This window comes from Brevundimonas sp. Leaf363, from assembly GCF_001424025.1.
Classification (GTDB): Bacteria; Pseudomonadota; Alphaproteobacteria; order Caulobacterales; family Caulobacteraceae; genus Brevundimonas.
On the sequence record NZ_LMPZ01000003.1, the window covers coordinates 287,917 to 307,527 of the forward strand.

The window sequence follows — 19,611 nt, forward strand, 5'->3', positions numbered from 1 at the left end:
TGTCGCGACAGGCTCACCATCCAAGCCGGGGGCGCCGCCTTCGGACCAATCAGAAACGTAAGGGCGGCGAATGCTGAGAACGGTTTCCATCCTGGCTTTGGCCATTGCGGCGGGCGCGTGCGCCCAGATCGGCGTGGCGACGCCGGACGCCGGCGGCGTGCCGGTCTATGTCACCCCGGCCGCTTCGCTGGTCACCGACGCCAATCGCGCCCATCCCAACCGCTGGCCCACCGCCTCCAGCCCCGACGCGATGAGCGACGCGGCGACCGAGGCCTTCGTCACCGAGCTGATGAGCCGCATGACGCTGGAGGAGAAGGTCGGCCAGACCATCCAGGCCGACATCGCCTCCATCGTGCCGGCCGACCTGGCCACCTATCCGCTGGGCTCGATCCTGGCCGGCGGCAACTCCTCGCCGGGCGGCAACGAGCGCGCCGCGCCGTCGGCTTGGCTGGCCCAGGCCCGCGCCTTCCGCGCTGCCGCGGCCGCCCGTCCCGGCGCCAAGATCCCGCTGATCTACGGCATCGACGCCGTGCACGGTCACAACAACGTCGTCGGCGCCACCATCTTCCCGCACAACGTCGGCCTGGGCGCGACGCGCGACCCCGACCTGATCCGCCGCATCGGCCAGGCCACCGCCATGGAAGTGGCCGTCACCGGCGCGGACTGGACCTTCGGTCCGACCCTGGCCGTGCCGCAGGACGACCGCTGGGGGCGCGCCTACGAAGGCTATTCGGAGAACCCCGAGGTCCAGGCCAGCTTCGCCGGCCCGATGACCCTGGGCCTGCAGGGCGAGCTGACCGCCGACGGCACTCTCGCGCCCGGCCACATCCCCGGTTCGGCCAAGCACTTCCTGGCCGACGGCGGCACCTATGAGGGCGCCGACCAGGGCGACTATCGCGGCGACGAACAGGGCCTGATCGACACCCACCTGGGCGGCTATCGCGCGGCCATCGACGCCGGCGTGCTGTCGGTCATGGCCAGCTTCTCCAGCTGGAACGGCCTCAAGCACTCGGGCAACGAGACCATCTTGACCGAAGTGCTGCGCGGCCCACTGGGCTTCGACGGCTTCGTTGTCTCCGATTGGAACGCCCACGGCCAGCTGCCGGGCTGCTCGAACGAAAGCTGCGCCCTGGCCTTCAACGCCGGTATCGACATGCTGATGGCGCCGGACAGCTGGAAGCCGCTGTACCACTCCATGCTGGCGCAGGTTCAGTCGGGCGAGATCCCGATGGCCCGCCTGGACGAGGCCGTGCGCCGCATTCTGCGCGCCAAGGTCAAGTCCGGCCTGTTCGACCACACCCGCCCGTCGGTCGAAGGTCGCTTCAACGAACTGGGTTCGGCCGACCACCGCGCCATCGCCCGCGAGGCGGTGCGGGAGTCACTCGTCCTGCTGAAGAACAACGGCTCGGTGCTGCCGATCCGCGCTGGCGCCCGCGTGCTGGTCGCCGGTTCGGCCGACGACATCGGCCAGGCCTCGGGCGGCTGGACCCTGACGTGGCAGGGCACCGGCAACTCCAACGCCGACTTCCCCAACGGCCAATCGATCTGGGGCGGCATCCAAGACGCGGTGCGTCAGGGCGGCGGCACCGCGACGCTGAGCGCCGACGGCTCCTTCTCCACCAAGCCGGACGTGGCCATCGTCGTCTTCGGCGAGACGCCCTACGCGGAGTTCCAGGGCGACGTCGACAACCTGGACTTCGCGCCGGAAGAGCCTTTGGCCATCCTGCGCCGCCTCAAGGCCGCCGGCATCCCGACCGTCTCGGTCTTCCTGTCGGGCCGTCCCCTGTGGACCAACCCCGAAATGAACGCGTCCGACGCCTTCGTCGCCGCCTGGCTGCCGGGGTCGGAGGGCGGCGGCGTGGCCGACGTCCTGATCGGCGACGCCCAGGGCCGCGCGCGCAACGACTTCGCCGGCAAGCTGTCGTTCTCGTGGCCCAAGGACGCCAAGGGCGAGCCGTTGAACGTCGGCCAGCCGGGCTATGATCCTCTGTTCGCCTACGGCTTCGGCCTGACCTACGCGACGCCGCGCGTCACCCCGACCCTGCCGGAAGTCAGCGGCGTCAACGTCACCGGCTCGATCGTCGACCGCTACTTCGTCGATGGCCGCTTCGTCGGTCCGTGGTCGCTGATGCTGCGCGACGCCGGCGGCGAGTTCCGCATGGGCGAAGAGAAGGCGGGCGCCTCGCCCAGGGGCGGCGTGACCAGCCGCGCGGCCGACGGCCGCGCCCAGGAATCGGCCCGCACCCTGACCTTCGGGCCGGGCGGCGGTCAGGCGCTCATCACCGCCGGCCCCGTGGACCTGAACCGTCAGGCCAACGGCGAGATGGTCCTGTCGATGCGCTACCGCGTCGAGCAGGCCGCCTCGGCGCCGGTGATGTTCGGAGTGGGCGGCGGGCTGGTGGACGTCTCTTCCATCTTCGGCCAGGGCGTGGGCCAATGGCGCACGATCAAGGTCCGCCTGTCGTGCCTGCGTGACGCCGGGGCCAATCTGGCGGCGGTCGATCAGCCCTTCTGGCTGGCCACCACCGGCGCCTTCGCCATCACGGTCGAGGACATCCAGCTGGCCTCCAACGAAGGCGACGCGATCTGCCCGGCCCACTAGGCCGATGAGACCAGGGCGGCGCCGGGACCGGCGCCGCCCTTTCCATTCTGGAGACGACGATGCGGCTATCCGCCCTTCTCTGCGCCCTGTTGTTGCTGACGCCGCTGACGGCGCGCGCCGACATCGTTCCGACCGGAACCGACCGCCCGGCTGAATGGCCGACCGAAGGCAACGGCCTGGCTCAGACGCCGCCGATGGGCTGGAACACCTGGAACAAGTTCGCCTGCGACGTGAACGAACAGCTGATCCGGGGCGCGGCCGACGCCATGGTCGCCACCGGCATGAAGGACGCCGGCTACGAATACATCGTCATCGACGACTGCTGGCACGGCGAGCGCGACGCCGACGGCTTCATCCAGCCGGACCCCGTCCGCTTCCCCTCAGGCATGAAGGCGCTGGGCGACTACATCCATTCCAAGGGCCTGAAGTTCGGCATCTATTCCGACGCCGGAACCAAGACCTGCGCCGGCCGTCCGGGCAGCCGGGGCCATGAGTATCAAGACGCCATCCAGTACGCCCGCTGGGGCGTCGACTATCTCAAATACGACTGGTGCAGCACCGGCACCCAGGACCAGCGCGCCTCCTATCTGACCATGGCTCTGGCGCTGAAGGCGACCGGCCGCGACATCGTCTTCAGCCTGTGCGAATGGGGCAGTTCCCAGCCGTGGTTGTGGGCGACACACATCGGCAATCTGTGGCGCACCACCGGCGACATTCACGACGCCTGGGCGGGCAAGTTCGACTATCGCATCGGCCTGATGGACATCGTCGATCTGAACGCCGAGCTGGCCCCCTTCGCCGGCCCCGGTCACTGGAACGATCCGGACATGCTACAGATCGGCAACGGCGGCATGATCACCGAGGAATACCGCACCCACTTCAGCCTGTGGGCCATGATGGCCGCGCCGCTGATGGCCGGAAACGATCTGGCCAACATGACGCCGGAGATCCACGAGATCCTGACCAACCGCGAAGTCATCGCCGTCGATCAGGACGCCCTGGGCCATGCGGGCGGCCGCACCTGGAAGGACGGCGACAAGGAGGTCTGGTCGCGGCCCCTGGTCGGGGGCGGTCGGGCGGTGATCCTGCTGAACCGCGGAGAGACCGCCCAGACGATCTCGGTCGACTGGGAGACACTGGGGCTGCCTGCGGCCACGCGCATGGCCGTCCGTGATCTGTGGGCCCACCGCGACCTGCCCGCCTCGCGCGGATCGTTCAGCGCCCAGGTCCCATCGCACGGCGTCGTGATGGTGACGCTGAAGGGCTAGCGCGCGGGCGCCGCCTTCAGCGACGCCGCGATCGCCGCGCGCAGGGGCTTGGCCTGCATGGCCTCGTCGTAGGGGCACGGGCGCTTGGGCTGGCCGTCGGCGCGGACCCAGTTCTCCTGAAGCCAGGAGTACTTGTCCGACAGGCCCCAGGTGACGATGCCGTCCAGCTGCGGATAGCTCAGCATCATGTCCAGGTACCGTCCGCCCAGCTCGGCGACGGCCGCGTCCCGGCTCGGGATGTCCAGCGGCAGGTTCTTGTCGTGGACGTCGAACTCCGTGATCGAGATCTTCAGCCCCATGCCGACCACCTCGTCGATGAACCGGCGCCACTCGCGCTCCTGCGCCGTGTCGAAGCCGACCGAGTTGTCGGTATTTCCCGAGCCGATGTGGCTCTGCACGCCCAGCCCGTCGATGGGCACGCCGCGCCGCTTGAAGCCTTCCAGCAGGCGCAGGACGCCGGCCCGGTGGTTCTCGTGCCCGGCCTCCCAACTCATGTAGTCGTTGTACATCAGCTGCGCGTTCGGCGCGGCCGCCTTGGCCGCATGGAAGGCCAGGTCCATGGTCGCTTCCGGCCCGCCGAAGTGGCGCGAGAAGACCGTGTCGCGCAGCACGCCGGTCTGGTCGTCCACCGCCTCGTTGATCACGTCCCATTCGAACACCTGCGGATAACGGCGGCAGGTCTCGGTGATGTGGGTGGTGATCAGCCGCTCGACCTCACGCGCCGGCTGGGCGCCGTAGTCGTGGCTCTCGGTCCAGCGCGGGAACCAGCGCGGGTGATGCCACAAGAGGGTGTGCCCGCGCACCCGCATGTCGTTCTCGGCCGCGAAGGCGACCAGCCGATCCGCCGGCTCCCACAGGAAGTCCTCGGACTGCGCCCGCAGGACGTACCACTTCATCTCGTTCTCGCAGACCAGCACGTCGCATTCGCGCGCCGTCAGGGCGCGGTACGCCGGATCGGCGAAGGGACGGCCGGCGCCGACCGCATTGCCGAAATAGAGGCCCTTGGCATCGGCCAGCGCCTTCAGCGTCGGCTCCCCCGCCATCGGGAGGGTGGCGCAGGCGGAACCGGCGGCGGCGAGGCCGAGAGCGGCGCCGCCCTGCATCAGGGCGCGGCGGGACAGGGTCATGGGCGTCTCCAGAGTTGCGCCATGATGGCGCGCCTGCGAATAGTCAGACAAGTGCAAAAGAAGGGTGCGACAGTGCGGATCAGGAAACTCGGCTCCTCGGCGGCCGCCGCCGCCCTTCTGGCCTTCGCCCTGCCCGGCGCGGCCATGGCCGAACAGGCCGCCTTCGCCTGGTTCCAATACAGCGGCGCCGACGCCGCCAACGCCCCTGCCCCCACGCCGGGCCAGTACGCCAATCCGATCCTGCAGGGCTTCTATCCCGACCCCTCGGTGACCCGGGTGGGCGAGGACTATTATCTGGTCACATCGACCTTCAGCTACTTCCCGGGCATCCCGGTCTTCCGCAGCCGCGACCTGGTCAGCTGGACCCAGATCGGCAACGCCATCGACCGGCCGGACCAGCTGGACTTCGGCCGTCTGGGTCTGTCGCGCGGCGTCTTCGCCCCGACCATCAATCACCACGACGGCGTCTTCTATATCCTAAACACCTGCGTCGACTGCGGCGGCAACTTCCTGATCACCGCCACCGATCCGGCCGGTCCGTGGAGCGATCCGGTCTGGTTGCCGGATCTGGAGGGCGGGATCGATCCGTCGATCTTCTTCGACGCGGACGGCACGACCTGGATCACCAACAACGGCCCGCCGGTCGGGACGCCCCGCTACGACGGCCACCGGGCCATCTGGACGCAGCGCTACGACATCGCGGCGAAAAAGACCTTAGGCCCGCGCACGCTGCTGGTGGACGGCGGCGTCGATCCTTCGACCAACCCCATCTGGATCGAGGGGCCACACATCCAGAAGGTCGGCGACTGGTACTATCTGACCTGCGCCGAGGGCGGGACCGCCGAGGGTCACTCCCAGGTCGTGCTGCGCTCGCGCAAGGCCGACGGTCCCTATGTCGCCTATGAGGGCAACCCCATCCTGACCCAGCGCGGCCTGCCGCACGACCGCGCCCTGCCGATCACCTCTGCGGGCCACGCCCAGCTGGTGCAGACGCCGGACGGCGACTGGTGGGCGACCTTCCTGGCCGTGCGCCCTTACGACGGCGACTTCTACAACACCGGCCGCGAGACCTTCCTGCTGCCCGTCACCTGGACCGAGGGCTGGCCGCGCATCCTGGAGACCGGGGCGACAATCCCCTACGTCCACGCCCTCCCGAACCTGCCGGCCCAGCCCGCGCCCGAGGTCCCGATGAGCGGCGCCTTCACCGTCCGCGACGACTTCGACACGGCCGCCCTGCCCGCCCGCTGGATGATGATGCGCAATCCGGACGGCGCCTGGTACGACCTGTCGTCACGGCCCGGCACGCTGCTGCTCGACGCCCGGCCGGTGGAGCTGGGCGACAACGCCAACCCCAGCTTCCTCGGCCGCCGCCAGCAGCACATGGACGCTCAGGCCGTCACCGAGCTGGAGGCCGCGCCGCAGGTCGTCGGTGACCGCTACGGGCTCGCGGCGCTGCAGAATGACGACTACTGGCTGACGCTGTCGATCACCCGCCGCACCGACGGCGTCTGGGCCGAGGTGCGGCGCCGCGCCGGTCCGGACGAAGCGGCGGCGGGCGCCATCGTGGCCGAACGCAAGGTCGCGGACACCGGCCCCTACCGCCTGCAGGTCACGGCCAAGGGCCCGACCTACGGCTTCGCCCTGGCCGAAGGCGACGGCGCCTTCCAGCCGATCGGCGGCGACCTGGACGGCAAGATGCTCAGCACGAAGACGGCCGGCGGCTTCGTCGGCGTGACGATGGGGCCGTTCGCGATCCGCGGCCGATAGGCCCTAGTGCACCGTCAGACGGAAGGGTCCGGCGGGCAGCTGGGACCCGTCCGTCAGATTGCAGATGGGGTTGTCGGCCCAGCAGAAACGGACCAACGCGGCCGGGCCGTCGCCGACCGGGATGCGAATGGACTGGCCGGAGACCTCGCCAGAGACGAAGCGGCAGGTGGTCTGCCCCGCGTCGCACAGCTCCAGCCCCGTCACGCGATCGCTGCTCAGCGTGATTAAGTCGCCCGTGACGTCACTGAAGCGGACCACCACCTCGACGCCGTCCCGCGACGCGCTGTCGGCCCAGGCGCCCGACGGGGCGATGTCCTGGCCATAGATGACATGCCGACCCGCCCTGGCCAGCCGCTTGCCCAGCTCGCCCTTCTGACCGGGGTGGATGTCGTAGCGGTCGCCGATGTCGATGGCGACGGCGAGCCCGGCGTGCGGGTCGTTCTGCACGGCCAGCCGCTGACCCTCGCGCACCTCGGCCCAGCCGGAGCCTCGCGCCTCGGACGACGGCGGGCCGAAATTGGCGAGCTGAACGATCAGGAACGGCAGGTCAGGCTGGTTCAGGCGCTGGCGCCAGTCGGCCATCAGCCCGGCCATCAGCGCCTCGTATCGCGGCGGCTGATCGCCCGTATTGCTCTCGCCCTGATACCAGAGGGCGGCCCGGAAGCCGTAGTCGTGCAGCGGCGTGATCATGGCGTTGCCGATGGACGTCGTGCCCGCCAGCGATTCCCAAGGGGCGCGCGGCCCGTCGGTTTGGCCGGCCCCCTCGACCTTCTGATAGCGCCAGCCCCCCGCATCCAGCGGCACGCGCGATCCGTCGGCCAGAATGACGGCGCGGCTCTCGGGCGCCCCATAGATCCCGCCCTCGCCCCAGCTGTCCATGACGTTGACGACGATGCTGTTGGCGCCCGCCTTCAGCAGGCCGGCGGGCAGCGCGTACAGCCGCTGGCCGTCACCCATCGCGCCGACCGCCCGGCCGTTGACCCAGGTCTGATCGACCTGGTCAACAGTCCCGAGCGACAGCGAGGCCCCCTGCGCCGCCTGTTCCGCCGTCAGCGTGACGTCCGTGCGATACCAGACCATGCCGTCGAACGCCGCCAGCGCCGGAACGCCCCATTGCTCCCACGGTGTCATCTTCGGGACGAGCGTCCACGGGCCGGTCTCGGTCAGCCACGGCTGCTCGCTGGACCGCGCCGCCCACCAGCGCTGCCACACCTCGCCCCACTGCGCCTGGGCGCCGATCGGATCGGTGGGATAGCGGGCCAGGACGTCCAGCTTGTCGTCGAAGCCGCCGATGCGGCGCAGGGTCGGCTCGCTGATCCAGGCCTGGATCGCCGACCCGCCCCAGCTGTCGTGCACCAGCCCCATTGGCACCCGCTCGGTGCGCCGCAGGTCCTGGGCGAAGTAGAAGCAGGTGGCCGAAAACTCCGCCGCGCTCTCGACCGTCGCGACCGACCAGGCGGTTGGGTGGCGCCACAGCGGCTGGCTGACCGCGTCGCTGTCCTTGGTCACCGTCATCAGACGAATGCCTGCGTCGTCGGGCGTCACGACCGGGTTCCAGGCATGGACCGCATAGCGCAGCGGCTGCTCCATGTTCGACTGGCCCGAGCACAGGAAGACATCGCCGACCATCACGTCGGCCGCGCTGGCCGAGCCGCCCGAGGCGGCGGAAGCGGTCAGGACATAGGGACCGCCGGCCGGGAGCGCGGGCAGGCTGGCGCGCCACTGGCCCTGACGATCCGCACGCGCCTGAACCGACCGTTCGCCCAGGCTGACGGTGACCCGCTCGCCCGGCGCCGCCTGACCCCAGACCGAGATGGGCTTGTCCCGCTGCAGCACCCCGTGGTCGCCGAAGGGCTGGCCCAGGCTCAAGGCGGGCGGCGCAGTCTGCGCGATCGCCGGCGCCCCTTCCGCGATCAGGACGAGGGCGGACAGGGCGGCGGCGATGCGCATCAGGATCACTCCGTGACGGTCAGGGTCACAGGCTTCAGATCGACCGAGTTCGGTCCGGCGGCAAGGGTGAAATCACCCGGCTCGACGACCCGCTCCATGGCCTCGTTCCACATCCACAGATCGGCGGAGGTGATGTCAAACTCGACCGTCGTGCGAGCGCCGGGCTCCAGCGTCACGCGCTTGAAGTGCTTCAGCTCCTTGACCGGCCGCGTCACCGTGGCGGTCAGGTCCGAAACATAGAGCTGCACCACTTCGTCACCGGCGCGCGAACCGGTGTTGGCCACGTCGATGGAGACGCGGACGGTGTCGCCCTTGCGGATCGAGCTCCGAGCCAGGCGCGGCGCCGAGATGTCGAAGGTGGTGTAGCTGAGGCCGTAGCCGAAGGGATACAGCGGCGCCGTCGTGTCGAACAGATAGCCCCGGCGCGACGTCGGCTTGTGGTTGTAGAAGATCGGCAGCTGACCGACCGAACGCGCCACCGACACCGGCAGCTTGCCGCCCGGATTGGCGCGGCCGAACAGGACGTCGGCGACGGCGTGACCTGTCTCCTGGCCCAGGTACCAGCCCTCGATGATGGCCGGGACGTTCTCGTTCAGGAAGTTGATGGCCAGCGGGCGGCCGTTCAGCATGACCACGACGGTCGGCTTGCCCAGCGCGAGGATGGCCTTGGCCAGGTCGTTCTGCTGACCGATCAGCTCAAGCGAGTCGCGGTCGCCCAGGTGACCGTCAGCCCAGGCCTCGCGGCTCAGCTGCTCGTTGTCGCCCAGCACCATGACGATGACGTCGGCGTCGCGGCTGTCGGCGACTGCCTGCTGAATCAAGGCGACGTTCTCGGCCGGATCGACCAGATCGACGGCGTCCGCGCTCCAGGAGCGGCTGCGGGTCAGTTTGACGGCCTCGGAGTAGACGACCTCGAACTTGCCGCGGCCCTCTTCCTGGAGGCCCTCCAGCACGCTGACGACCTTGGCCGGCACGTCGCTGTAGCCGCCGATCGGTGTGTCGCGGGCGTGGGTGCCCAGGACCGCCAGCTTGCGGATGCGCGAGGCGTCCAGCGGCAGCAGGCCGCCTTCGTTCTTGAGCAGAACCATCGACTTGCGCGCGGCCTCGCGGGCCAGGGCGACGGCGTCGGGGGCGTTCTCGAACCGGCCGGCGCGGCGCACATCGACATAAGGGCTCTCGAAGGCGCCGGACAGGAACTTCATGGTCAGCAGGCGGCGCACCGCCTCGTCGACCTCGGCCTGAGGCACGGTTCCGGCGCGCACCAGGGCGGGCAGGTTCACATAGCCCTCGCCGTCGGGCAGCTCGATGTCGACGCCCGCGTGCAGGGCGCGCACGCCCGCCTCGTCCAGCGTGCGGTACATGCGGTGGCGCACGTTCAGCTCTCGGATCGCGAAGTAGTCGGAGACGACCGCGCCCTTGTAGCCCCATTCGGTGCGCAGGATGTCGTGCAGCAGCCACCGGCTGGCATGCGACGGGATGCCGTCGATCTCGTTGTACGAAGCCATCACCGCCAGGACCGGAAGCTCCTTCACCGCGCGCTCGAACGGCGGGAAGAAGTTCTCGCGCAGCGTCCGCTCGGAGATGTTGGCCGGGGCGACGTTGGTGCCGTTCTCGGGCTGACCGTGGCCAGTCATGTGCTTCAGCGTCACGAACACCTTGTCGGGCGCCAGCGGCAGGGTCTCGCCCTGGAAGCCGCGAATGGCGGCCAGGCCCATCTCGGCGCAGACGTGCGGGTCCTCGCCGAAGGTCTCCTCGATGCGGCCCCAGCGCGGGTCGCGGGCCACGTCCACGACGGGCGCGAGCGCCAGATTGGCGCCCCGGCCGCGCATCTCGCGCGCCGCCATGGAGAAGATGCGCGTCACCAGCGCAGGGTCGAAGGTCGACGCCAGGCCGATGGCCTGCGGGAAGCTGGTCGCCCCGCGCGCCACGTAACCGTGCAGCGCCTCCTCGTGCATGATGATGGGAATGCCCAGGCGGGTGTTCTCGACAGCCCATCGCTGGGCGGCGTTGACGTATTCCGCCGTTTCGCGCGCCGTGCGGTTGGGGTTGTCGTTGGCCGCGCCGGCCGCGCCGTTGGCGGCGGGATCGACGCCGCGCTTGTCGGACGGGCGGGAGATCTGGCCCAGGCCGTGCGGGAATACGTCGGTCGCCTTGGTCGCGACGAAGTCGCCACGCGCGTTCTGGATCGCGCCCTTCTTCTCCCAGATGCCGACCATCTGGCCGACCTTCTCTTCCAGCGTCATGCGCGAGAGCAGATCCTCGACCCGTTCGGCAACGGGAAGGGCGGCGTTGCGATAGGGGGCGTTGGCCGGCGGCTTGGCCAGGGCGGCGCCTGGGGCCGCCTGCGCCATCGCGGGCGAACGGATCACGGCGCCGGCGCTGATCGAGAGAAGGCCGGTCAGGACGCTGCGGCGCCCAAGCGAATTCCAGGCGTCGTCCGCCATGTCAGTCTCCTCCCATGTGAGCCTCGCCGGTTGATCCAGCGATGATAGCGCTAACATGACGATACTGCGCGCCGACCCCGGCGGTCAACCGCCCGCGAGCCGGCGGCGGTCGCGTCACGCCGTCGCGGACAGCTTGGCGTCGCGTAGATAGGCCTCCTGCACCGGCATGGCGTTGACCCGGTCTTGGATCGCCGTGCGGATCCGCGACAGGCGCTGGCGCAGGTCTTCCTCGGAGATGACGTCGGCCACCGGGTGATAGCTGTCCGGGATCATGCCCTGCCCCGACAGGACCGCCCACCAGCTGCCTTCCTTGAACAGTTCGTACTGGCGGACCATGGCATCGCCCCGCTCCTGGAAAATCTGCAGCCGGGTCTTCAGGGCCTCGGGGATGTCCATGTGCTTGCAGTAGGCCCAGAACGGCGTGTCCTCCCGCTCGGTCACCTTGTAGTGGGCGATCAGGAAGTCTTTGACGTTGTCGTAGTCGAAGGCCATGTCGCGATTGAACTGATCGGCCAGCTTGGGGTCGATGAAGTCGCGCGGGAAATAGGCCAGGATGCGCGAGATCGCGACCTGGATCAGGTGGATGCTGGTCGATTCCAACGGCTCCAGGAAACCGCCCGCCAGACCCATGGCGATGACGTTCTTGTCCCAGCTCTTCTTGCGGCGGCCGGTTACGAAGCGCAGCACACGCGGCTCGGCCAGCGGCTCGCCATCCAGCCGGCTCATCAACTTGGCGGTCGCCTCGTCCTCGCTGATGTATTCGCTGGAGAAGACATAGCCGTTGCCGGTGCGGTGCTGAAGCGGGATGCGCCACTGCCAGCCCGCCTCGCGGGCGGTGGCGCGGGTGTAGGGGGTCATGTCGCCGGACTTGGCGCACGGCACGGCGACGGCGCGGTTGGCCGGCAGCCAGTGGCTCCAGTCGTCATAGCCGGCCTTCAGCGTCTGCTCGATCAGCAGGCCGCGGAAGCCGGTACAGTCGATGAACAGGTCGCCGCGGATCTGCTGGCCATCCTCCAGCTCCACCGAGGTGATGAAGCCGTCGGTCGGGTTCTGGTGGACCTGGGTGATCTTGCCTTCGATCCGGTTGGCGCCGCGCTTCTCGGAGAACCTGCGCAGGTAGGCGGCATAGCGGGCGGCGTCGAATTGATAGGCGTAGTTGATGCGCGGCAGGGCGCCGTTCTGCGTGTCGGGCGTGCGCATGAAGCGGTTCAGGCGCGCGGCCTCGGTCTCGGCGTTGAACCGGCCGCTGTCGGCGTTGGCGCCGCCCGACTTGGCCCAGCGGAGCCAGAAGTTGTGGAAGGGCACGCCGTCCATGTCCTGACCGAAGAGGCCGAATGGATGGAAATAGGAGTGGCCCAGCCGGCGCCAGTCGACGAACTCGATGCCCAGCTTGAAGGTGCCGTTGGTCTCGCGGACGAACTCGTCCTCGTCGATGCCCAGCACCTGGTTGAACAGCAGGATCATCGGGATGGTGGCCTCACCCACCCCGACGGTGCCGATCTGTTCGGATTCCACGACCGTCAGATTGTACTGCTCGGTGCCCATCACCTTGCTGAGGGCGGCGGCGCACATCCATCCGGCGGTCCCCCCGCCTACGACGACGATGTCCCGGATCTTGTTCGCTGGCATGTGAAGACCTCCCCCGTCTTCAGAATAGACCGCGGCCCGGAGGCGCGGCGTTGAACTCCAGATGCGCCTCCAGCGACGGCATGTCTTGCGCATGCGTGGCGATGAAGCTCAAAATCTTCTGGAAATGCTCGATCTGCTCGGCGCGTGGCAGCTGGTCGACCAGCGGGTTCCAGCTCTTCGGGATCAGGCCGTGTCCCACGAAGCAGCTGGCCCAGCTGCCCTCCTCGAAGGTTTCGCCGTCGCGCAGTGAGATGCCGCCGCGCGCACCGAACAACTCGATCTTTTGAGCCAGCACGGGCGAGGCCGGAACCTCGCGCGCCCAGTCCCACATCGGCTGATCGAAGCGCCGGTTCAGCGTGTAGTGCATCAGGGCGAAGTCGCGGATGTTGTCGGTGTGCTGGGCGAAGGCCGCGTTGAAGGCGTCGCGTTCGATCTGGTTGTCGGCGTCGACCGGAAACTGGCTGATCAGGTGCGACAGGCCGACATGGATGAACTGCAGGATGGTGGCGTCCAGCGGCTCCAGGCTGGCGGCCGCCTCGCCGATGGCGACGCAGTTCCCGATCCACGGCCGGCTGCGGGCGCCCGGCTGATAGGGGCTGGCGACGCCGGCCTCCAACCGCATCCCGGTGATGCGGGACAGCATGGTCATCAGTTCGCTCTCGGCCACCAGTTCCGAGTTGTAGGCGCCGATCACCGCGGTCCGGTCCTGCATCGGATACTGGCCGACCCAGCCGGCCTCGAAGGCGGTGATCTGGTTGAAGGCCGGCAGGGGGCGCAGGCGCGGGCCGGACGCCGCCACCAGCCGGTCGCACGGGAACCAGTGACTCCAGCTCTCGAAGGCGTCACCCGGCATGCGCGTGATCAAGCCGCCCTGCAGGCCGGTCGCGTCGATATAGAGATCGGCCTCGAGCTTGCGGCCGCTGCCCAGGACGACGGCCGCGATGCCCTGATCGCCCAGTTCGACCGTGCGGAACGGTTCGGGGACCAGCTTGGCGCCTGCCTTGATCGCCGCCTCCTTGAGCAGGGCGACGTAGCGTCTGGCGTCCAGATTGTAGCCCGGCGACGCCTGGGAGAAGCTTTCGACCGCGTCGTTGTAGATGACGTGCCGCCCGACCTTGGCCGCCGCCGCGCCCAGCGAAAACTCGTCATAGGCGGCGCGCAGGCCCTCGCTGCGGGCCTTGGTCCAGTAGTTGACGAACTCGATCTGCTCGATGCCGGCGCCGACGGTGTCGTAAGCGTGCATGAAGGCGTGATCGCCCTTGGACCAGCCGGCGAAGCGCTGGGCATAGGCCTCCGATCCCGATGTGGCGCCCAGCACCCTGCCCTCGTCCAGCCCCAGCATATGGTGCAACGAGACCAGACTGGGCGTGGAAGCGTAGGCGTCGGCCGGGCGCAGGACGCTGGGCAGTTCGACCACCTCGACCGTGATGCCGAGCCCGCCGAGGGCTCGGCGCAGGCACAGGGCCGTCAGCCACACGGCGGCGTCGCGGCCGACGATCAGGACACGCTGGATGGGCCGGCTCATGCCGCTTCCTTGACGCCGCAGTAGTCGCGGACGAACTGCTCGTGGGTGGGCATGGCATCGACGCGGTCCGAGATCTTGCGGCGCAACGTCTCCAGCCGTTGCTGGACGTCCTCCAGCTTCAGCCGCTCGGTCAGGCGGTCGTGGCCCTCGGGCTTCAGCCCCTGGCCGAACATCACCGACACCCAGCTGGGCGGGGCGAACAGGCCGGAGCGATAGAAGGGAATGTCGCCTCGGTGGCGGAAGCGGTCGATCTTGTCCTGCAGGCTGTCGGGCACCGACATCTCGCGGGTGTAGCGCCACAGCTCGGCGTCCTCGCGGGTGTTGGCGTGGTAGTGAAGGATCAGGAAATCGCGCACGCGGTCATACTCGTTGTCGACCAGACGGTTGAATTCCTTGATCAGGACCGGGTCCATCGCCTTTCGCGGCCATAGCTGGACCAGGTTGTTGATGGCGATCTGAACCAGATAGATGCTGGTCGATTCCAGGGGCTCCAGGAAGCCGGACGCCAGGCCGATGGCGACGCAGTTGCCGGTCCATGACGCCGTGCGGCGGCCGGCCTTGAAGCGGATGGGACGGGGCTCGGCGAGGGCCTCGCCGTCCAGATTGTCCATCAGGGTCCGGGCCGCCTCATCGTCCGAGATGAAGGCGCTGGAATAGACATAGCCGTTGCCGGTGCGCTGCTGCAGCGGGATGCGCCACTGCCAGCCCGCCTCGCGCGCGGTCGAGCGGGTGTAGGGTGTGAAGTCGTTCGAGCGGGCGCAGGGCACGGCCATTGCGCGGTCGCACGGCAGCCACTTGGTCCAGTCCTCGAACGGGCTCTCCATCGTCTCGCCGATGAGCAGGCCCTTGAAGCCGGAGCAGTCGATGAACAGGTCGCCTGTGACGACCTCGCCGCTCTCCAGCGTCACAGAGGCGATGTGGCCGTTCTCGGGTTTGCGCTGGACCGAGACGATCTTGCCCTCGGTCCGCTCCAGCCCGCGCGCCTCGGCGAACCGGCGCAGATAGGCGGCGTAGAGGCCGGCGTCGAAATGATAGGCGTAGGCGTAGGTCGAGTTGATCGCCGCCTTGTCCTCGACGGGGAACTCGAACCTGTTCCGGCGCGCCGCGACGATGGCGTAGGAATAGTCCTCGATGTCCGGCGTCGGCCCGGCCTGGGCTGCGCGCAGCCAGTGCTGGTGGAAGGCCACGCCGCTGATCGGCTGCCCGTGGGCGCCGAAGGGATGCAGGTAGCTGGAGCCCTTGAAGCCCCAGTCGCGGAACTCGATGGCCAGTTTGAAGGTGGCGTTGGTCTCCCGCATCATCTCTGACTCGATCACGCCGATCCAGTCGTTGAAATCCTTCATCTGCGGCAGGGTCGCCTCGCCGACGCCGACCGTCCCGATCTGGTCGGATTCGATCAGACGCACGCTACGGAACTCGGGCCGCACCACGCTGGTTAGCGCCGCCGCGGTCATCCAGCCGGCGGTGCCGCCGCCCACGATGACGACTTCCAGGGGTTGGGCCATTGAAACTGCTCAGGTTAGGGAGCGGGCTCCGCGCCGATCATAGTCGGCTGACGGACACTCGAAGTCAAAATGCTTAAGGGCGCCGAACATGGAAAACGCGCCGCCGTTTCCGGCGGCGCGTTCCCAGGTTTCAGGCGTCGTGCTTGCGCTTAGTAGCGGAAGCGCAGGCCCAGCGTCAGACGACGGTCCTGGCGGAGCCAGGCGTTCGGCAGCAGCTGGCGGCCTTCCGACACGTCCGTGACCTGCTGCTTCAGCGTAGCCTCGGTGTCGAGCAGGTTGGAGCCTTGCAGGCTCAGCTCGAAGCGGTCGTTGATCCGGTAACGGACCGACGCGTCGAGATAGCCCACGGCGTCCTGCCAAACCGGCAGATAGACGCAGCAGTCGAAGGCGGTGACCAGGTACTCCGAGCGCCAGTTGTAGGCGGCGCGCAGGGCCCAGGGGCCTTTCTCGTACATCGCTACGACGTTGTACGAGTGCTCCGACAGGCCTTCCAGCGAACCGGTGTTCAGCAGGGTGCTGTTGCCGGCGTTGGTCGTGCCCGACCCACCATCGCTCGAGACGATCGGCGAGTTGGAGTTCGTGATGCCCTGGTTCTCGACGTAGGTGTAGTTCGCCTGCACGCCCAGGCCGTCGAACGGCGCGGGCAGGAAGTCGAAGTACTGCTGATAGGCCACTTCGAAGCCTTGCAGCCCGGCGCCGTCGCCGTTGATCGGACCGCGAACCTCGACCTCGCGCGTCACACCGTTGTTGGTGACGTCGAGATTGAACTGGCCGTACTGGATGTAGTTCTGGAAGTCCTTCTTGAAGGCCGTGATCGTGAACGAGCCGACGTCGTCGAAGTACCACTCCAGGGCCAGGTCGTACTGGTTGGCCGTGGTCGGCTCCAGGTACGGGTTGTAGGCGCTGGCGGTGTAGTTCGGGGCGACGCCGATGACGTCACCGGCGCTGTTCTTGATCCAGCGATCGTCATCCGCGTTCTGCGTCGAGGGCAGGCCCGCGCCGATCTGCACGAAGTTCTTCAGATAGCCGATTTCCGGGCGAGCCATGGCGCGCGAGGCGGCGAAACGAAGCACCCACTGATCGGTCAGGTCGAACTTGACGTTGAAGCTGGGCAGCCAGTGCTCTTGCTCGGCCTCGGCCGTCGACAGGACGCCGCCGCCCGAGTTGAAGGCGATTTCGTCCGGCGACAGGTAGCAGCCGATCGAACCTTCGACTTCCGGAGCCGGTTGGCCCGGTTGCGGGGCCGGGGTCGGCGTACAGGCCAGCGTCAGGGCGTCGAACGGGTTCGGGTACTGGATGGCGCCCGCCGATTCGATGTTCGTCTTGACGTAACGGACGCCGATGTTGCCGGAGACCGGAATGCCGCCGATCAGGGCGTTGTCGCCGCCGAACTTCAGCATCACGTAAGCCGCTTCGGTCTCTTCCGAAATCTCGGCCAGTTCCACCTGACGGTAGCAGGTGCCGGGGATTTCCTGAGCACGGTCGCCCGTGTTCGAGCAGATCGGATCCCAGCCGGCGCCGTTGGGCAGGCCCAGGGCGGTGGCGTTCATGGTTTCAGCCATGCGCGCACGGTCTTCGACCAGGTCCATGTTGAAGAACACGAACTGGGTCGGGCTCAGCAGGCCGCCGTCGAAGATCTGGTCGCCGAAGGCCTTGGTTTCGGTGATCCCGGTCGGATAGCCCTTGAAGCCGGTGCAGACGTAGTTGGCGTTGACCGTCTTGCGCTGGGCGCAGTCAGCCGCAGTTTCAGCGCCACGCGTGACGTTGAAGTAGGCCGCGTTCTGGGTCCACAGGTTGGCGACGTTCTGCCAGTTGTAGGCCGACCAGCGAACGGTCTGGTCACGGTCCGCATAGCGGACGCCGAAGCGGATCGAGTCCAGCCAGTCGGTGCCGAAGTCGTAGGCCAGGTCGGCGCGCAGGGCGAGCTCGTCACCTTCCGAGTCCTCGATGTGGTCCATCAAGGAGTTGATCCAGTAGTTGCTGGCCGTCGCCGTGCCGCCTTCGTCGAGGTTGACGTTGGTCGGTTCCGACAACGTCACCCGCGGCACGCCTTGCGTCATGTCGATGCCGGAGTTGGCGAACGAGTTCAGCGTGGCGTTCATGTCGTAGTTGGTGATTTCCGAGTGCACGGTCTGCACGTCGAAGTTCGCCCGCATACGGTCGCTGATTTCCCACTTCAGGTTCAGCGACAGGTCTTCGGTGACGTTTTCGTTGTGGTTGAAGCGCGAGACGGTCGAGAAGTTCGAACCGCGCGACGGCGCGTTGGTACAGCCGTTCCAGCTGTAGCAGGCATTGACCAGTTGCTGGCCCGAGCTGTTCTGGGCGACCAGGCCCGATTCAGCGTCGCTGGCGCCCCACCAGCCGATGTCCTGAACGACGACGCCGGACTGGAAGTAGCCGTTGTTGTCGAAGGTGAATTCCGTGCCCGGCGCAGGACGCGGAGCCGTGCCGGCGGCGGTGTAGTGGAAGGCCGAGTTCTGGCCGTAGAACAGGTCGCCCGGATAGGTCTGGACGCCGTTCTCGTGCCACTCGTTGACGTACTTGGAGTTCTGGTACTGCGCCGTCAGCAGGAAGCGGTGATCCAGGTCCTGCCATTGGCCGGCCAGGGCGACGCCGTCGCGGGTCCGGTCATAGGTGGTGTCCGAATAGCCGACGAACGACGGCAGGTAGTTCAGGCCGGCGCCCGGGGTGGGCTCGGCGCCCGCCGGCGTCTGCGAGTAGACGTTCTCGTAGATGCCCATGCGGCCGAACTGAACGGCTTGCGAACGGGTCTGAACTTCCGAGTGGGCGATGTTCACCATCGCGCCGAACTCGCCGAACGAGGTCTCCCAGCGGTTCGACCAGATGCCCGAGATTTCCGGCGTGTATTTCTCGGAGATGTCGCCGTAGTTGACGTTCGCCGAGATGGCCAGCAGCTGGCCGGTCGAGTCGAACGGCACGCGGGTGCGCAGGTTGATCGTGCCGGCGATGCCGCCTTCGATCAGGTCGGCGGTCTGGTTCTTGTAGGTGTCGACGCCGGCCATCAGTTCCGGCGAGACGTCGGCGAAGCTCAGGCCGCGGCCCGAGTTGGCGCTGAAGCTGTCGCGGCCGTTGAACTCGGTGCGGACCTGCTGCAGGCCGCGGACGATGACGCCCGACGGTTCGGCCGAGAAGTGAGCGGTATCACTCGAGGCCGCGAAACGGTTCACCGTGATGCCGGCGACGCGTTGCAGGGCTTCGGCGACCGACTTGTCCGGGAAGGCGCCGATGTCGGTGGCGGTGATGGAATCGACGACCGTATCGGCGTCGCGCTTGATGTTCTGGGCGCTGCGGAGCGCGGCGCGCGTGCCGGTGACGATGACGTCGGACACTTCCGCTTCGTCATCACCCGCCGCGTCCTGCGCGTAAGCCGGCATCGCCGACAGCATCAGGGCACCCAGCACGGCGATCGAAGCGCCGGCCTTCAGGGCCGTCGCCCGCGAGCCGTAACCGGTCATGGACTTCTTCATATAACGCCTCCCCTCGAGGTCATTTCGGAGCGGCGAAGACCGCCCCGTTATCGATGATGGCGAGCGGCAAGACCGCCCGTCGTTGTTTTGTTCGCCCGCCACGCCGAGGCGGACGGAAAATCTAGGATGTCGACACGCATGCAGCGGATGCAGGAAAGCGGCGGCGCCGCGTCTGCGATCCGAACATCAGGCGATATCGACTGGAAGAGCGCCCGCCTCGCTCTGCACGAAGTCGGACACAGGCCCCCGGATATTCCTCCCCATCTTTTATACGTGGGTTACCGCCTTCTTGGACCACGGTTCGGA

The 19,611-nt window shown here is 68.1% G+C and carries 10 protein-coding genes; 3 read left to right on the plus strand and 7 right to left on the minus strand.

The window, feature by feature from the left end:
• The first annotated feature begins 70 nt into the window (after positions 1 to 70).
• Both ASG17_RS12235 and ASG17_RS12240 read left to right on the plus strand, forming a co-directional pair.
• Positions 71 to 2,602, plus strand: coding sequence for an exo 1,3/1,4-beta-D-glucan glucohydrolase (locus ASG17_RS12235; RefSeq protein ID WP_056104127.1), 2,532 nt, complete (start codon positions 71 to 73; stop codon positions 2,600 to 2,602).
• 59 nt (positions 2,603 to 2,661) lie between these two features.
• Entirely contained in the window at positions 2,662 to 3,870 is a 1,209-nt protein-coding gene (locus ASG17_RS12240) for a glycoside hydrolase family 27 protein (protein ID WP_082496256.1), read from the plus strand.
• Here ASG17_RS12240 and ASG17_RS12245 read toward each other — a convergent pair.
• The gene (locus ASG17_RS12245) at positions 3,867 to 4,997 is read right to left on the minus strand and encodes an endo-1,4-beta-xylanase (protein ID WP_056104129.1); all 1,131 of its coding nucleotides are present in this window, start codon (positions 4,995 to 4,997) and stop codon (positions 3,867 to 3,869) included. The genes ASG17_RS12240 and ASG17_RS12245 overlap by 4 nt on opposite strands.
• 51 nt (positions 4,998 to 5,048) lie before the next feature.
• Between ASG17_RS12245 and ASG17_RS12250 the strand changes: the two genes are divergently transcribed.
• Positions 5,049 to 6,764: a glycoside hydrolase family 43 protein gene (locus ASG17_RS12250; protein ID WP_235560445.1), complete on the plus strand. Its 1,716-nt coding sequence runs from the start codon at positions 5,049 to 5,051 to the stop codon at positions 6,762 to 6,764.
• Between the two features lie 3 nt (positions 6,765 to 6,767).
• Here the strand turns inward: ASG17_RS12250 and ASG17_RS12255 are convergent, their stop codons facing one another.
• From ASG17_RS12255 to ASG17_RS12280, 6 genes are all read right to left on the minus strand, one after another.
• The gene (locus ASG17_RS12255; protein WP_056104403.1) at positions 6,768 to 8,714 is read right to left on the minus strand and encodes a sialate O-acetylesterase; all 1,947 of its coding nucleotides are present in this window, start codon (positions 8,712 to 8,714) and stop codon (positions 6,768 to 6,770) included.
• A 5-nt stretch (positions 8,715 to 8,719) separates the two neighbouring features.
• Positions 8,720 to 11,158, minus strand: a complete 2,439-nt coding sequence (locus tag ASG17_RS12260; protein WP_056104135.1) for a glycoside hydrolase family 3 N-terminal domain-containing protein — start codon at positions 11,156 to 11,158, stop codon at positions 8,720 to 8,722.
• Between the two features lie 114 nt (positions 11,159 to 11,272).
• Entirely contained in the window at positions 11,273 to 12,787 is a 1,515-nt protein-coding gene (locus ASG17_RS12265; RefSeq protein ID WP_056104138.1) for a tryptophan halogenase family protein, read from the minus strand.
• A 19-nt stretch (positions 12,788 to 12,806) separates the two neighbouring features.
• A complete protein-coding gene (locus ASG17_RS12270) occupies positions 12,807 to 14,312 on the minus strand; it encodes a tryptophan 7-halogenase (RefSeq protein ID WP_056104140.1) in 1,506 nt (501 codons plus the stop codon).
• Positions 14,309 to 15,817 carry a tryptophan halogenase family protein gene (locus ASG17_RS12275; RefSeq protein ID WP_056104143.1) on the minus strand — a complete coding sequence of 503 codons (1,509 nt, stop codon included), beginning with the start codon at positions 15,815 to 15,817 and terminating at the stop codon, positions 14,309 to 14,311. The genes ASG17_RS12270 and ASG17_RS12275 overlap by 4 nt, the downstream gene beginning before the upstream one ends.
• A 149-nt stretch (positions 15,818 to 15,966) precedes the next feature.
• Positions 15,967 to 19,305: a TonB-dependent receptor gene (locus ASG17_RS12280; protein WP_056104148.1), complete on the minus strand. Its 3,339-nt coding sequence runs from the start codon at positions 19,303 to 19,305 to the stop codon at positions 15,967 to 15,969.
• Positions 19,306 to 19,611 lie beyond the last annotated feature (306 nt).

What these genes read in the sequence shown, in the direction of transcription:
- ASG17_RS12235 (WP_056104127.1), top strand. Translation starts at nt 71, where the DNA reads ATGCTGAGAACGGTTTCCATCCTGGCTTTGGCCATTGCGGCGGGCGCG.
- ASG17_RS12240 (WP_082496256.1), top strand. Translation starts at nt 2,662, where the DNA reads ATGCGGCTATCCGCCCTTCTCTGCGCCCTGTTGTTGCTGACGCCGCTG.
- ASG17_RS12245 (WP_056104129.1), bottom strand. Translation starts at nt 4,997, where the DNA reads ATGACCCTGTCCCGCCGCGCCCTGATGCAGGGCGGCGCCGCTCTCGGC.
- ASG17_RS12255 (WP_056104403.1), bottom strand. Translation starts at nt 8,714, where the DNA reads ATGCGCATCGCCGCCGCCCTGTCCGCCCTCGTCCTGATCGCGGAAGGG.
- ASG17_RS12260 (WP_056104135.1), bottom strand. Translation starts at nt 11,158, where the DNA reads ATGGCGGACGACGCCTGGAATTCGCTTGGGCGCCGCAGCGTCCTGACC.
- ASG17_RS12265 (WP_056104138.1), bottom strand. Translation starts at nt 12,787, where the DNA reads ATGCCAGCGAACAAGATCCGGGACATCGTCGTCGTAGGCGGGGGGACC.
- ASG17_RS12270 (WP_056104140.1), bottom strand. Translation starts at nt 14,312, where the DNA reads ATGAGCCGGCCCATCCAGCGTGTCCTGATCGTCGGCCGCGACGCCGCC.
- ASG17_RS12275 (WP_056104143.1), bottom strand. Translation starts at nt 15,817, where the DNA reads ATGGCCCAACCCCTGGAAGTCGTCATCGTGGGCGGCGGCACCGCCGGC.
- ASG17_RS12280 (WP_056104148.1), bottom strand. Translation starts at nt 19,305, where the DNA reads ATGAAGAAGTCCATGACCGGTTACGGCTCGCGGGCGACGGCCCTGAAG.